We start from the raw sequence: 14,832 nt of genomic DNA on the forward strand, positions 1-14,832 counted from the left end.
GGAGACCGGCGCAGGCGCTTTCAGTTTCGGCTACACCGATGAAGTCTCCGGTTACGGGTTCCAGTCGCCGGCCGAGTATGCCACCTGCATTCTGGCGGCGGCGATTCGCGAGGGATATCAGCGAGCCGTGTTCCTCCAAAGCGATCATATTCGCATAGGACGCGCCAGTTATCAGGTCAGCCGGGACGATGAGATCGACAGGCTGAAAGAACGGATCGAAGAGGCGATTACGGCCGGATTCTTCAATATCGATCTCGATACCTCGAGCCTGGCGGATTTCTCCCGCCCGAGCTTTCCGGAACAGCATCAGCAAAGCGGCCGGGAATGCGCCGAACTGGTCGCGTTCATCCGCGAGATCGAGCCGGAGGAGCTGTCCGTCGACATCGGTGCCGAAATCAAGGCGATGGGCGATGGAAACCTGACCGCGGATCAGTTTCGCGCCTTCATGGAGAGCTTTTACGTCCAGCTCAATCTTCCGGGCGGTAAGAAGGACCTTTCCAAGATTGTCGTCCTGGTGGGCGAGGCGGACGTCGATCTCAATTTGGTCCGGGATCTCGGCGAGATCGCTCGCCGGGAGTATGGCCTCAGCCTGGCGGTGCGCAGCGGGATAACGCCCATTCCGGAAACGCTGTTCCCGCAGTTTCCGGGGAATAACGTCAGCGAACTGCATCTCGTCGCGCCGTTCGAGGACCTGATCTTCGACCACGAGGCGTTTCCCGTGGAGTTGAAAAAGGACATCTACCGCTGGATCGATAGCGAATGGCCCGGAGAGCGGCAGCCCGGCATGAGCGACGAAGCGTTTTACCGCGCCACCCGCAAGCGGGCGCTGCTGCCTTTCAAGCAAGCCCTATGGGACTTGCCGCCGGCGCAGCGCGACCGAATCACGGCCGATGTGCAGGGCAAGGCGGTCTCTTATTTCGACACTCTGAAGGCGAGCAATACCACAGGACTCGTCCGCGACACCGTCGATATCGAAAGAGTGGGATTGCCGGCACCGGTTTCCGGGTATAGCCATACGGCGGAGATCACGTTCAAGACCCTGCTGGACCGTATGGGCGGTACCCGGCCGGTCACTGTAGGACCTCGTTAGCGCGGGAGCGGGTTGGCAGAGGGGCATGGACACTGCCGTGTTCTGTCGAGTGATGTATTCGAATCGGCCGCCGTTAACATCCGGTCGTATCTCAAAACGATCGTAGGGTGGGTTAGGCGCGCACTGTCACGAACCATGCTGCGACCGCAGGACTTTCCGCGCGCCGTAACCCACCGGTTCCCGCGGCCTTGCCTGGTGGGTTACGGCGCGCGGAAACACCAAAGGAACTTTGCAGGTTCCGTTGATGCGCGCCTAACCCACCCTACGAAAGATGTGCCGCATGAAAACCCGAGCGATCCCGCCGGAACCGAGCCAGTTAAACCCCGGTCCTACTTTTTTGCGGACTGGTTTTATCGCCATTCGGTCCGACAAAAAACCGGTCTCAAACCGGAGAGAAGCCTTCCAGTAAATGGAACAGGCGGAGACGAACGAAATATACATGGCAAGGAATACAGGAGGCACATCATGAACGCGATTCAGGAAATGCTCAAAGCGCATCCGCACCCGGCCGTAATGGGACGTGGAGTGGACATGGGATTGTTGTCACAAACGGCAAGCGAACTGTTCGATTGCGCGCAAGCGTGTACCGCATGCGCTGACGCCTGCGTCGGAGAGGACCAGGTGCAGAATCTCAAACGATGTATTCGGATGTGCATGGATTGCGCGGACATCTGCGAGGCGACGGGCCGGCTGGTTTCGCGCGAGACCGAATCGGACATGAGGATGATGCGCAGCCAGTTGCAGGCCTGCGCGACGGCCTGCGGAATCTGCGCCGAGGAGTGCGAGCGGCATGCCTCTCGTCACGAACACTGCCGCATTTGCGGTGAGTCGTGTCGCCGTTGCGAGCAAGCCTGCAACAAGCTGGCGGGTGCGATCACGATGTAACCGGCATGGGTTCCGTTAAGAAACGAGCGGTTCGGCGCCGGAAATAGGCCGGACCGTTCGTGAGAAATCTGTGTAGCGGTGCGCTCCGCTCTTGGGAGGCCGGAGCGCACTTCCCATCGAGCTCTTCCGGTATGAAAATGAACACGCATAGCCCAGAACCGGAATCCGCTACCAACTAACCCCGCCCACCGCTTGGCGGCTGGAACGATCCCACGGAGCGCCGCCATGACACACCATACCCATTCCGAGCCGCAAGCCGCTCCCGCTCGCCACGTTCCGGCCGATCGCCGCGAAGGCCATCATGCGGAACATCACGATCATACGGCGATGGTCGAGGACTTCCGCCGCCGCTTTTGGTTTTCGCTGGTTCTGACCGGCCCCATCCTGGCGCTTTCGCCCATGATTCAGGAGTGGCTGGGGCTCGAGGAACGCCTCGCCTTTCCGGGGGACACCTACGTCCTTTTCGGTTTCTCGACGGCCGTCTATCTCTATGGCGGCCGGCCGTTCATCCGCGGATTGTTCGACGAGCTCCGGCAGCTTCAGCCGGGCATGATGACGCTCATCTCGCTGGCCATCAGCGTGGCTTATTTCTATTCGAGCGCCGTGGTGTTCGGCCTCTCGGGCCAGGTGTTCTTCTGGGAGCTGGCGACCCTGATCGACGTCATGCTGCTCGGTCACTGGATCGAGATGAAGTCGGTGATGGGCGCCTCGGGCGCTTTGGATGCCCTGGTGCGGCTGATGCCCACCGAAGCGCATAGGCTGCGGGAAAACGGCGAAGTCGAGGAAGTCCCGGTCACCGAACTTCACCCCGGCGACCGGGTGCTGGTCAAGCCGGGCGAAAAAATCCCGACCGACGGCCTCATCGTCGAAGGCCGCTCGAGCTTGAACGAGTCCATGCTGACCGGCGAATCCAAGCCCGTCACTCGCCGCGAAGGGAACGAGGCCATCGGCGGGGCGGTCAACGGCGAAGGGGCGCTGGTGCTGGAAATCCGGAAGACCGGGGCGGAAACCTATCTTGCGCAGGTCGTCGAAATGGTGCGGCAGGCGCAAGCCTCCCGTTCGCGGGCGCAGGATTTGGCGAACCGCGCGGCCCAATGGCTGACCTATATCGCCCTCTCGGTCGGAACTCTGACCCTGGTCGTCTGGCTTTTGCTGGGCGAACCCTTCGAATTCGCGCTGGAGCGCAGCGTGACCGTAATGGTCATCACCTGTCCTCACGCCCTGGGGCTCGCCGTGCCGCTGGTGGTGGCGGTGAGCACCTCGCTGGCCGCCCTGAGCGGTCTTCTCATCCGGAACCGGGCCGCTTTCGAGCGCGCCCGGAACCTGCAAGCGATCGTGTTCGACAAGACCGGCACCCTAACCGAAGGCCGCTTCGGAGTATCCGACGTTCTGCCGCTGGCGGATATCGACGAGGCGGAGCTGCTGCGGCTGGCTGCCTCGCTGGAGCAGCAATCGGAACACCCGATCGCCCTGGGCATCGTCCGGGCCGCCGAGGAGCGCGGCATCCGCCTGGCCAAGGCGGAGGAATTCCGGAACCTGACCGGCCGCGGCGCCGAGGCCCGGATCGAAGGACGGCTGATTAGGGTCGTAAGTCCGGGGTTTGTCGAGGAGCAGGGATTCGGCGTTCGCGACGAGCGATTGAGCGAACTGGCGGGGCAGGGCAAGACGGTGGTCTACGTGACGGACGGCGACCGGGTTCTCGGGGCCATCGCGCTGGCCGACGTGGTCCGTCCGGAATCCTTCGAAGCGATCGCACGGCTCAAGGCCATGAACATCCGCTGCCTCATGCTCACCGGAGACAGCCGGGCGGTTGCGGCGCACGTGGCCGGGCAGCTCGGGCTCGACGACTACTTCGCCGAAGTCCTGCCCCACGAGAAGGCGGCGAAGATCCGCGAGGTAAAGTCGGAGGGCCTGACCGTCGCCATGGTGGGTGACGGGGTCAACGACGCGCCGGCGTTAGTCGAGGCCGATCTCGGCATCGCCATCGGCGCGGGCACCGACGTGGCCATCGAATCGGCCGACATCGTTCTGGTGCACAGCAATCCGCTCGACGTGGCCGCGACGCTCGGCCTGTCCCGCGCCACTTACGGCAAGATGGTCCAGAATCTTTTGTGGGCCACCGGCTACAACGCCGTGGCCATTCCCCTCGCGGCCGGCGTCGCCGCGCCGTTCGGCTGGGTGCTGTCGCCGGCAATGGGGGCGGCGCTCATGTCCCTCAGCACCGTGATCGTCGCGATCAACGCGAAGCTCTTGGAGCGTTATCGCAGCCGGCTGTAAGCTGTGTCCAGCTTCGAAGAATCGCCAGGACGCCGAGGGTGTTGTCTTTCCGCTTCTCCTGATGAAAGGATTCCGCTGCGTCTTTCGGGAACACCGGGCTGAACGTGTCGCCCGATGCCTCGTACCCGGCATCTGAACCAAAGCTTCGACCCGTGCCGAAAGCGGAAAATGAGGCGGGAGACAAACGCACCCTTATTGCGGCGACAATGGCCAAAACAACAGTCAATCGAGAGAATGCCTCGCCGATTCCCGAGCACGCCTGAGCTTAATCAATTCTATACCGCTCGCCCTTATTTCTTTTTTAACCACCTAAATCCGGAGTCCGGTGTCGTAATTGGAGCGGTGGCTGGTCGCATTATCGGTAAAAGACCGTATTGAACATCTCTCCCGGCGATCTAGTCTTGTGGTATCTTTCCCTGGCTTTTCTTGCTTTCGGCCTGATGTAGTGTTCGGCAAGACTCCCAATGTGGACGGCAACGTATTGACGTATCTTCGTAAACACTCCGCTCCAACCCGCGCTCTGATTCCGTTCTTTCTGATCGCGTGGCTGGCGTTGCCGGCGGCTATTGTCTGCGAGACGGTTTTCAAGCAGTTGCACGACGCTTTCCTGTCGGAGTGCGAGCAGGGGAACTCCAGTCACCCGTCCCATCATGAGCCATCTCTTCCCGACGACTGCAACCTAGGGTTGTGTCTCGACGCCAAGACTTTTGAACACAGCAACCACGGCCTCTTCGATCAGAAGCTGGAGATTTTCTTCGCCTGGGTGGTCTGTTGGCTGGTCCTGCTGATCCCGCCTAGAGAGACCGCTCGTCCGATCTCACCCCCGCCGCGTCTTCAACGAAGGCGGCGCGTCCCTCTCATCTATCAATTCTGCACGCTACTGAATTAGCGGACTTTCCTAGCGACGCTGTGGAAAACTCCGGAGCCGTGACATCGCACGGGGCCGGGGTTTTCGGTATGGCCTGAATCTTGGGATTCAGGGACCTGAACTTCGTCAAGGGAGAACTACTGTGCTCCGCTTACGCAAAATGCATCGGCTGCATCGCCGGCCTTTTGCCTTCATTCTGATACTGATTGGCCTAGGTTATTTTTCATCGTCCCCTGGGGGGCAGGAAAAAACGGCCTCGCTAAGCCTCGATGCGGCTATTTCTCAGGCGCTCGCCAATAATCCGAGCCTCGCCGAAATCAACGCCCGCGCCGAAGCGATGGCGACGGTTCCGTCGCAGGCCGGCAGTCTGCCGGACCCCACCTTGAGCGTCGAAATGCTGAACCTTCCCGCCGACAGCTTCGATGTCCGGGAGGACTTCATGACCATGGTGGACGTGGGCCTCAGCCAGACCGTTCCGTTTCCGGGCAAGCTGGCGCTCAAGGAACAGGCGGCCGGATTCGAGGCAGAGGCTGCCACGCAAACGGTCGAAGAAGCCCGTCTGCGATTGGTGCGGGACGTGAAACTCCGCTGGTGGCAACTGTTTTACCTGGAGCGGACGCTGCAAATTCTCGCCGAAACCGAAACCACTCTGCGTGACGTGATCCGAGCCGTTCAGGCGCGTTACCGGGTCGGCGAAGCCCTCCAACAGGATGTGCTCCAGGCGCAACTGGAACTGTCCAAATTGGGCGAGGAGCGGCTGATTCACACCGCCATGCACCACCGCGAAGTGGCCCGCCTCAATGCCTTGCTCGACCGCCCGCCGACGACCTTCTTCGGTTTGGCCTACGACCAGCCTGACGAGCTTCCGGAGATGCTCGCCGAGGAGCAGCTGGACGAAGCCGCGGAACAGGGGCGGCCGCTGCTGAATCAAAAACGGCGCAACGTCGACGCCGCTCAAAGCCGAGTGGAGCTGGCGAAGAAAGACTATTATCCAGACCTCACCTTCAGCGCCGGCTATGCTTTTCGCGATCGCGCCCCCAACGGCGAGAACCGCAGCGATTTCGTTCGCTTCGGAGTCAGCCTCAATCTTCCCGTCTATGCCGGACGTAAGCAGGCGAAGGCGGTGGATCAGCAGCAAAGCGAATGGCTGCGCGAAAAATATGCGCTGCAGGACGCATTCAGAAAGGTTCAGGCGGACATCGCTGCGACGCTGTCCGATTACCGGCGCGCCAAGGACCACCACGCCTTGCTGCGCCACGAAATCGTCCCCTTGGCCGAGCAGACCGTCGCATCCTTGAGAGCGAACTTCGAGGTCGGCAAGGCCGCCATGGCCGATCTGCTCCGCGCCACGGCCAATCTCCGCAACGCCGAAATCCAGGCCTGGCAAGCTTACGCCCAGGCGCAGCAGGCTTTGGCCAGGCTTTCCGCCGCGGCCGGCAAGGAGGCCTTATGAACCGATCGGCCGTGTTTTTGATATTGGCGGCGCTGATCGTCGGCCTGGCTTCGGGCTATTGGCTGGCCGGGTTCCGCGAGGGCTCGGAGCCGTCGACTCCCGCCGAGAAAAAAGTCCTGTATTACCGCCACCCCATGAATCCCTCGGTTACCTCGCCGGTCCCGGCGAAGGACGAAATGGGTATGGATTACGTTCCGGTCTACGAGGATCAGGCACCGGAAACCGGGCAAGCGGAACCGCATCCGAGCACCGAAACGCCCAAGAAACGCAGAATCCTTCATTACCGGAACCCGATGGGACTTCCCGATACTTCGCCCGTACCGAAAAAGGATTCCATGGGAATGGATTACATTCCCGTCTACGCCGACGAAGAAACGCCCGGCGAAGGCAATATCGTCAAAATCAGTCCCGACAAGGTCCAGAAGCTCGGCGTCCGGACGGCAGCGGTGGAGCAGCGGGATCTGGTCCGCACCGTCCGCGCGGTCGGTCTCATCGAGGCGGACGAACGGCGGCTCCACACGATGACGCTCAAGTTCGACGCTTACATCGAAAAGCTCCACGTCAACGCCACCGGGCAACCGGTTAAGAAAGGGCAGCCGCTGTTCGAACTGTACAGCCCCGATCTGGTATCCGCGCAGAACGACTACCTGATCGCCAAAAACAGCCGATCCGCGCTGAAAAACGCCGCGCCGCACACTCAAGCCGAGATGGAAAGCCTGGTGCAAAGCAGCTTGGAGCGGCTCCGTTACTGGGGCGTCTCGGAGGCCGAAATCCGGCAGTTGGAACGAGAGGAGATCGTCCGGCGCAATCTGGTCATCCGCTCGCCGGTATCCGGCGTTGTCATGGAAAAAATGGCCATTGCCGGCATGCGAGCGATGGCAGGCGACACCTTGTTCAAAATCGCCGATTTGTCCTCGGTCTGGATCATCGCCGAGGTCTTCGAGCAGGAGCTCGGTCTGATATCGAGCGGGCAGGCCGTCCGGGTCGGACTCGACGCCTATCCGGGCCGAACCTTCGACGGCAAGGTGACTTTCGTCTATCCGACCCTGAATCCCGAAACCCGGACGGCCCGTGTTCGGATCGAGCTGCCCAATCCTAAAGGGCTCCTGAAGCCCATGATGTACGCCCATGTCGAGTTGGCCGGCACCGTCCGGCCAGCCTTGGCCATTCCAGAGTCCTCGGTGCTGGAAGGGGGCAAGCGCCCTCGGGTTCTGGTGGATCGCGGCGAGGGCCGTTTCGAGCCTCGCCTGGTCCGGCTGGGTACGCGAGGCGATGAGTGGGTGGAAGTCTTGGAAGGCCTGAAGGCCGGCGAAAACGTGGTGATCAGCGCCAATTTCCTGATCGACGCCGAAAGTAACCTGAAATCGGCCTTGGACAGCTTCGGCGCTCCGGAGCCGCCGGCGCCGGGTAATCACGCCGATCATGGGGGAATGTGATGCTGGCACGAATCATCGAATGGTCGGCGCGCAACGTCTTTCTGGTGCTGCTGGCGACGGTGTTCGCCGTCTTCGCCGGCATTTATTCCGTGGTGAAGACCCCGCTCGACGCGCTGCCCGATCTCTCCGACGCACAAGTCATCGTTTACACCGAATATCCCGGCCAGGCCCCGCAAGTGGTGGAGGATCAGGTCACTTATCCCTTGACCACCGCCATGCTGAGCGTGCCCCGCTCCAAGGTCGTGCGCGGTTTCTCGTTCTTCGGCGCATCGTTCGTCTACATCATTTTCGAAGACGGTACCGACATTTATTGGGCGCGCTCGCGGGTTCTGGAATATCTGAACTTTGCCGCCAAGCGGCTGCCGATGGGCCTGACGCCCACACTGGGACCCGACGCCACCGGCGTCGGCTGGGTTTACCAATATGTCGTGCAAGGCGCCCGGCACACTTTGGCGGAACTCCGCAGTCTCCAGGACTGGTTCATCCGCTATCAGCTCGCCAAGGCGCACGGCGTGGCGGAAGTCGCCAGCGTCGGCGGCTTCGTCCGGCAGTACCAGGTCGTCGTCGATCCGCGCCGGCTCCAGGCTTACGGAATTCCATTGAGCACGGTCAGCGAGACGATCCGGGCGAGCAACCGTGATGTCGGCGGGCGGGTCGTCGAAATGAGCGAAACCGAATACATGGTACGCGGCAAAGGGTATCTACGAGGCATCGGCGATCTGGAGAAACTGGTGCTCAAGGCCGAAAACGGTACGCCGGTGCTGCTCAGGGACGTGGCTCGGGTGGAACTGGGGCCGGACGAGCGGCGCGGGCTCACCGAACTGAACGGCGAAGGCGAGGCGGTTTCCGGCATCGCCATGGCCCGCTACGGCCAGAATGCGCTGGACGTGATCCGGAATGTCAAGGAGAAACTGGCCGAAATCAGCAGCGGCCTGCCCGAGGGCGTCTCGGTCGAAGCGGTTTACGACCGCTCGGGTTTGATTTTGAGGGCCATAGCCAATCTGCGCGAAAAGCTCGTCGAAGAAACCCTCGTCGTGGCCGCAGTCTGCATCGTCTTCCTGCTCCATATTCGAAGCGCCCTGGTGGCCATCATCATGCTGCCGATCGGGGTGCTGATCGCCTTCATCGTCATGCATCTTCTAGGCATCAACTCCAATATCATGAGCCTCGGCGGCATCGCCATCGCCATCGGCGCCATGGTGGACGCCGCCATCGTGATGATCGAAAACGCCCACAAGCATCTGGAACGGGCGGAGCCTCATGAAAACCGGCTCGCCATCATGACCAGGGCGGCCCGTGAGGTCGGCCCCGCCCTGTTCTTCAGCCTCTTGATCATCACCGTCTCCTTCCTGCCGGTGTTCGCGCTGGAAGACCAGGAGGGCCGCTTGTTCAAGCCGCTGGCCTACACCAAGACCTTCGCCATGGCGGGGTCGGCGCTGTTGTCGGTGACTCTGGTGCCGGTGCTGATGCTCCTGTTCATCCGGGGGCGGATCGTGCCGGAGCACAAGAACCCCATCAGCCGGGCGCTGATCTGGCTGTACCGCCCCGTCATCGCCTTCGTGCTGCGCGGGAAGAAGTTGACCATCGCTTTTGCCCTGCTGGTTCTAGCGGTGACGGCTTACCCGCTGTCCAAGCTCGGCAGCGAATTCATGCCCACCTTGAACGAAGGCACGCTGCTGTTCATGCCCATGAGTCTTCCGGGGCTTTCGGTGACGAAGGCGGCGGAGATCATGCAGATTCACAACCGTATCCTCAAGACCTTTCCCGAAGTCGAGTCGGTGTTCGGGAAGGCCGGCCGCGCCGCCACCGCCACCGACCCGGCTCCGCTCGAGATGTTCGAAACCGTCGTCAATCTCAAGCCGGAGGACCGGTGGCGGCCGGGCATGACCACCGAAAAGCTGATCGCCGAAATGGACCATGCCACCCAGATGCCCGGCGTCACCATCGCCTGGACCATGCCCATCAAGAACCGCATCGACATGCTGTCCACCGGCATCCGAACGCCCATCGGCATCAAAGTGTTCGGTAATGATCTGACAGAAATCGAACGGCTCGCGACCGAAATCGAATCGGTCGTCAGAACCGTCCCCGGCACGACCAGCGCCTATGCGGAACGGATCACCGGCGGCTATTACCTGATCATCGAGCCGAATCGCCTGGCTCTGCCGCGCTACGGATTGAGCATCGGCGCCTTACAGGACGTGGTCGCGTCCGCGCTGGGGGGCGAGACGGTCACGACCACGGTGGAAGGACGGGAGCGCTACGGCGTGGTCGTGCGTTATCCCAGGGAATTCCGCGACTCGCCCGAGGCCATCTCCACCCAGGTGCTGGTCCCGACGCCGTCCGGCGCCATGATTCCCTTGGGGCAAGTGGCGCGCATCGGCTTGACCAAAGGGCCCGCGTCCATCCGTACCGAAAACGCCTTGCTGTCCGCCTACGTCTACGTGGATCTCCGTGGACGCGATATCGGCGGTTATGTGGACGCCGCCCGACGGGCCGTGCGCGAGCGGGTGAAATTCCCGCCCGGCTATTACCTCACCTGGAGCGGCCAGTTCGAGTACATGGAACGGGCCAAGGCCAAGCTCCGCATCGTGGTGCCGATGACGCTTTTGATCATCGTGGTGCTGCTGTATCTCAACTTCAAGCGCGTAACGGAGACGGTCATCGTCCTCTTGTCGCTGCCGTTTTCGCTGGTGGGCGGCATCTGGCTGATGCACTGGCTGGGCTATAACCTCAGCGTGGCGGTCGCGATCGGTTTCATCGCGTTGGCGGGCGTCGCGGCGGAGACCGGAGTAGTCATGCTGATTTATCTGGATCAGGCGCTGAACAAGCTGAAGGAACGACGAGCGGCGGCCGGCGAACGATTCAGTTCCTCCGACCTTCACGCCGCGATTATGGAAGGAGCGGTAGAACGGGTCAGGCCGAAGGTGATGACGGTCGTCGCCATCATGGGGGGACTCTTACCCATCATGTGGGGCTCGGGCACGGGCTCCGAAATCATGCGCCGCATCGCCGCGCCCATGGTGGGCGGAATGGTGTCGTCCACTTTATTGACCCTGATCGTGATTCCGGCGATTTACGCGCAAGTCAAAGGTTTATCCGTCGAAAAAACACCCGTTGAGGCAAGGAGGTGCGGCCGGAAATAGCGCCAATTTTGTTCGAAATACTTCGCAGTTTGGTAATCGAAAACCTTTGAAAGGAAAAAAACCATGAGAACCAAAATCGTAATTGCTGTTTTAGCCTTGTTCGGACTATTGGTTTCCTGCGCCGAAAGGAGCCCTCACCCGATGGACATGTCCGTGGCGCTTCAAAGCGCCAAGACTTCCGCCGATCATCAAGCCTTGGCCGATCATTACGAGGCGGTCGCCAGGGAGATGGAACAGAAGGCCGAGGAGCATAGGCAAATCCTCGCGCAGTTCCTGAAAGATCCTCATGACTACCCTCGGGAGTATAAAGGAGGCAGTTTCGAAGCTCATTGCAAGCGGCTGATTGATATTTACGAGCGAGCTGCCGAGGCCAATCGAGACATGGCGGAAGACCATCGACGGATGGCGGGCGGAGCCAGGTAACGCCCATCGGTTCGGGGACATGGAAGTCTCTACCCATGTCCCTTAACCTGATCGAGGTTAACCGTTCACATCCAGCCCCCGGATGGGAATAATCATCCCGCCCCGGTGATTTAATGGGAAAACATCATGCCGATCATCGCCACTCCATCTGATTATCGGTTTCCATGGTATGTGCGGCTTTTCTTTTGGAACCAGAAGCGCCGCTATGGCGGCGTGCTCGAATCCGCGCGCCTGTGGGCACGAATGCCCAAAGTCTTTGCCGCCCTGGCGCTGCTCTATGGTGCGCTCGACCGCCGCACCTCGTCGATCGAATCGACACTACGCTCGCTCATCACGGTCCGTGTCTCCCTGATCAACGGCTGTCATTTTTGCGTCGATCTCAACTTTTTTCTCGTCCTCCGGCGTGGACTCGATCCGGAAAAGCTGGCGCCGATTGCCGATTTCGACACGAGTCCTTTGTTCAGCGAGCGGGAAAAGGCCGCGCTGGCTTACGCGGAGGCCGTGACCGACTCGGGCCGCCACCCCGCGTCGAAGCACTTCGAGCAACTGCGCCGCCATTTCGATGACGATGCGATCGTCGAATTGACTGCTCTGATCGCCTTTCAAAACTTGTCGAGCAAGTTCAATGCGGCCTTAGGTGTAGAACCGCAGGGATTCTGCCCCGTGATTCCGAAACCGAAGGCCGAAGAGGACACGCCATGAGTTCAGTCCGTTTGAGCGTTTCTTCAAAATCCGGTGTCACGGCTCTGACGATCATTCAATCGCATCCCAGGAGAGGTTCATGCTGAAACCCAATAGAAGCCGATGCCGTTTTGGCATCCTCTTGGCGGTCGCACTTTGGAGCCTAGCGGCCGCCGGAGAACAGGCAGAACCTCGCCTGGACTTGGAACGCCTCGTTCAAGAAACCCTGGAGAACAATCCGGACATCCAGTCCGCGCGGCAGCGTTTCGAGGCCGCCCGAGCGGTGATCCCGCAAGTCCGGACCTTGCCCGACCCCAAGATCAATCTGGGCTATCGGGAGGTCGTCGAGCGGGAAGCGATGTACGGGGTCAGCCAGGAAATTCCCTTTCCGGGCAAGCTCGGCCTCAGGGGCGAGGTGGCCGCGAGCGAAGCCGATCGGATCGAACAGGAATACCTGGCGGTGCAACTGAATGTGGTGGCGCAACTCAAGGAAGCCTTCTACAACCTGCATCTGGTGCACAAATCCCTCGAAGTCGTGCGGAAGAACCTCGGTTTGCTGCAAAACTTCGAGAAAACCGCGAAAGCCCGCTACATGGTGGGACAAGGGACGCAGCAGGACGTGTTCCGCGCCCAGACCGAAATCTCGCGGGTGCTGCAGCGTCTGGCTATTCTGGAACAGCAGGGCATATCACTACGGGCAGAGATCAATCAAATTCTCCGGTATCCGCCCACCCGCCCTTTGGGCGTGCCTCAGGAGATCCGGGTCACGCCCCTTGAACACAACCCGGTAGAAATCCAGGCACTGATCGAGCAGGCGGCACCGCTGCTGCGGGCGCAAATGAAAGACATCGAACGGAGCGAAAATGCCATCGCTTTGGCGAAACGCGAGTATTTCCCCGATTTCGAGCTGAGCGCGCTGGGTCTTCGCAACGAAACGATGCGGCGGGACGGCTATCAAGTGATGCTGGGTGTCCGGGTACCGCTGTATTACGCCACCAAACAACGTTACGGCGTGAAGGAGGCGGTGGCGAGACGGGAGGCCGCCCTGCAGGACTGGTGGGCGGTAAAACAAGCGCTTTCGGCCCGGGTGCAGGACAACCTCGCTCGCGCACAGAGGGCGGAAGAACTGGTCAAACTGCTGGCGGAGGCCCTCATTCCGCAAGCGCGCCTGACCCTGGCCTCGGCGCAGGCGAGCTACGCCGTCGGCAAGGTGGATTTTTTGACCTTGCTCAACAGTCTCTTGACCTTGCAGGAAAACGAGATCGAACTGCACGGCGAGATGACCGAACACGAAAAAGCGCTGGCCCGGCTCGAGGAGATTATCGGAGAAAGACCATGACAAAACGACAGGATTGGCGTTTTGCACGCACGGCAGTGCGCCCGGAGGGTGGAGCACAAGGATGTGCGCCATGATAAACGGATGGCACCCGCCGCGATCTAGAACGCTGTGGGCGGTAGGACTGATTACTTCGTTGCTGCTTGTAGGGTGCGGAAACGAGGGGCCCGCACCCGCTACCCCGCCGCCAGCGGACCACGCCGGCCACGGGGCGGCTCCGGGCGAAAAAGAGGCTGTACCGCCCGTCGCGGTCCCGGGTGGCACCAATACCATGACCATCAGCCCGGAACGGCTACAGGAGATCGGGGTCCGGTTCGAGATTGCGGAACAGCGGCCTCTGACCCGAACGATCCGGACTGTGGGCCGGGTCGAGATCGACGAGCGCAAACTCGCCAACGTCAACATCAAGATCGAAGGCTGGATCGATCGGCTGTACGTGAGCGCCACCGGGGATCGCGTCAAGCAGGGCCAAATATTGTTCACTTTGTACAGCCCTGATCTGGTCGCCACCCAGCAGGAATACCTGCTCGCTCTGCAAAGCGTCCGAGACCTCGGAACGAGCGAATTCCCGGAAGTGGCGCAGGGCGCCCGGTCCTTGCTGGAGGTGACGCGCCGGCGCCTGCTCCTGTGGGACATCACCGAAGACCACATCGAGGATCTCGAGCGCACCGGCGCAGTGCTCAAGACCCTGCCCATCCACGCGCCGATTTCGGGCACCGTCATCGAGCGCAAGGCCGTGGCCGGGATGTACGTCAAACCGGGCGAGCCTCTGTATACCATCGCCGACCTGACCTCGATCTGGATTCTGGGCGACATTTACGAATACGAACTGCCTTTGATCAAGGTCGGGCAGACTGCCGATGTGACGCTCTCGTACGATCCCAAAACCCATTTCGAAGCGCGCGTCGACTTCATCTATCCCACCCTTGATCCGCAGACGCGCACCGCCAAAGTCCGCTTCACGCTGGCTAATCCCGAGGAACGGCTCAAGCCGGACATGTACGCCAACGTCGAGCTGAACGTCCCGCTGGGGCTGCGGCTCGCGGTGCCGAAAGATGCGGTGCTCGAAACCGGGGAGCGGAAAATCATCTTCATCCACCATGGCGGCGGCAAGCTCGAATGGCGCAACGTGACAACGGGGGTGCGAGGCGCGGAATGGGTCGAGATCACCGAAGGCATCGAGCCGGGCGACCACGTCGTTACCTCGGCGAACTTTCTGATCGATTCGGAAAGCCAG

Annotated in this window: 11 protein-coding genes; all 11 read left to right on the plus strand. The window is 61.1% G+C overall.

The window, feature by feature from the left end; translation table 11 throughout:
• Positions 1–1,090, plus strand: a 1,090-nt coding sequence (locus ABJK70_RS09830; protein ID WP_347257890.1) for a hypothetical protein, incomplete at its 5' end; no start/stop codon positions are given.
• Positions 1,091–1,555: 465 nt separating this feature from the next.
• On the plus strand, positions 1,556–1,975 hold the full coding sequence (locus ABJK70_RS09835; protein ID WP_077731128.1) for a four-helix bundle copper-binding protein: 420 nt from the start codon (positions 1,556–1,558) through the stop codon (positions 1,973–1,975).
• Between the two features lie 225 nt (positions 1,976–2,200).
• On the plus strand, positions 2,201–4,252 hold the full coding sequence (locus ABJK70_RS09840; RefSeq protein ID WP_347257891.1) for a copper-translocating P-type ATPase: 2,052 nt from the start codon (positions 2,201–2,203) through the stop codon (positions 4,250–4,252).
• A gap of 445 nt (positions 4,253–4,697) precedes the next feature.
• The gene (locus ABJK70_RS09845) at positions 4,698–5,141 is read left to right on the plus strand and encodes a hypothetical protein (protein WP_143735202.1); all 444 of its coding nucleotides are present in this window, start codon (positions 4,698–4,700) and stop codon (positions 5,139–5,141) included.
• A gap of 121 nt (positions 5,142–5,262) precedes the next feature.
• Positions 5,263–6,573 (plus strand): TolC family protein, encoded by a 1,311-nt coding sequence (locus tag ABJK70_RS09850; RefSeq protein ID WP_347257892.1) that lies wholly within the window; start codon positions 5,263–5,265, stop codon positions 6,571–6,573.
• Positions 6,570–8,009, plus strand: a complete 1,440-nt coding sequence (locus ABJK70_RS09855) for an efflux RND transporter periplasmic adaptor subunit (protein WP_347257893.1) — start codon at positions 6,570–6,572, stop codon at positions 8,007–8,009. The genes ABJK70_RS09850 and ABJK70_RS09855 overlap by 4 nt, the downstream gene beginning before the upstream one ends.
• Positions 8,009–11,155 (plus strand): efflux RND transporter permease subunit, encoded by a 3,147-nt coding sequence (locus tag ABJK70_RS09860; protein ID WP_347257894.1) that lies wholly within the window; start codon positions 8,009–8,011, stop codon positions 11,153–11,155. The genes ABJK70_RS09855 and ABJK70_RS09860 overlap by 1 nt, the downstream gene beginning before the upstream one ends.
• Positions 11,156–11,218: 63 nt before the next feature.
• Positions 11,219–11,578: a hypothetical protein gene (locus tag ABJK70_RS09865; protein ID WP_077731122.1), complete on the plus strand. Its 360-nt coding sequence runs from the start codon at positions 11,219–11,221 to the stop codon at positions 11,576–11,578.
• 126 nt (positions 11,579–11,704) lie between these two features.
• Positions 11,705–12,280 carry a carboxymuconolactone decarboxylase family protein gene (locus ABJK70_RS09870; protein WP_156879998.1) on the plus strand — a complete coding sequence of 192 codons (576 nt, stop codon included), beginning with the start codon at positions 11,705–11,707 and terminating at the stop codon, positions 12,278–12,280.
• Positions 12,281–12,359: 79 nt separating this feature from the next.
• Complete coding sequence (locus ABJK70_RS09875; protein WP_077731120.1) at positions 12,360–13,598, plus strand: TolC family protein; 1,239 nt, start codon at positions 12,360–12,362, stop codon at positions 13,596–13,598.
• A 268-nt stretch (positions 13,599–13,866) separates the two neighbouring features.
• Positions 13,867–14,832, plus strand: a 966-nt coding sequence (locus ABJK70_RS09880; protein WP_347257895.1) for an efflux RND transporter periplasmic adaptor subunit, incomplete at its 3' end; no start/stop codon positions are given.

The organism is Methylocaldum sp., from assembly GCF_039794385.1.
In the GTDB taxonomy this organism is placed as follows: Bacteria; Pseudomonadota; Gammaproteobacteria; order Methylococcales; family Methylococcaceae; genus Methylocaldum.

Bases quoted from the DNA above. Each gene is read 5' to 3' on its own strand.
- ABJK70_RS09835 (WP_077731128.1), top strand. From the start codon at position 1,556: ATGAACGCGATTCAGGAAATGCTCAAAGCGCATCCGCACCCGGCCGTA.
- ABJK70_RS09840 (WP_347257891.1), top strand. From the start codon at position 2,201: ATGACACACCATACCCATTCCGAGCCGCAAGCCGCTCCCGCTCGCCAC.
- ABJK70_RS09855 (WP_347257893.1), top strand. From the start codon at position 6,570: ATGAACCGATCGGCCGTGTTTTTGATATTGGCGGCGCTGATCGTCGGC.
- ABJK70_RS09860 (WP_347257894.1), top strand. From the start codon at position 8,009: ATGCTGGCACGAATCATCGAATGGTCGGCGCGCAACGTCTTTCTGGTG.
- ABJK70_RS09865 (WP_077731122.1), top strand. From the start codon at position 11,219: ATGAGAACCAAAATCGTAATTGCTGTTTTAGCCTTGTTCGGACTATTG.
- ABJK70_RS09870 (WP_156879998.1), top strand. From the start codon at position 11,705: ATGCCGATCATCGCCACTCCATCTGATTATCGGTTTCCATGGTATGTG.
- ABJK70_RS09875 (WP_077731120.1), top strand. From the start codon at position 12,360: ATGCTGAAACCCAATAGAAGCCGATGCCGTTTTGGCATCCTCTTGGCG.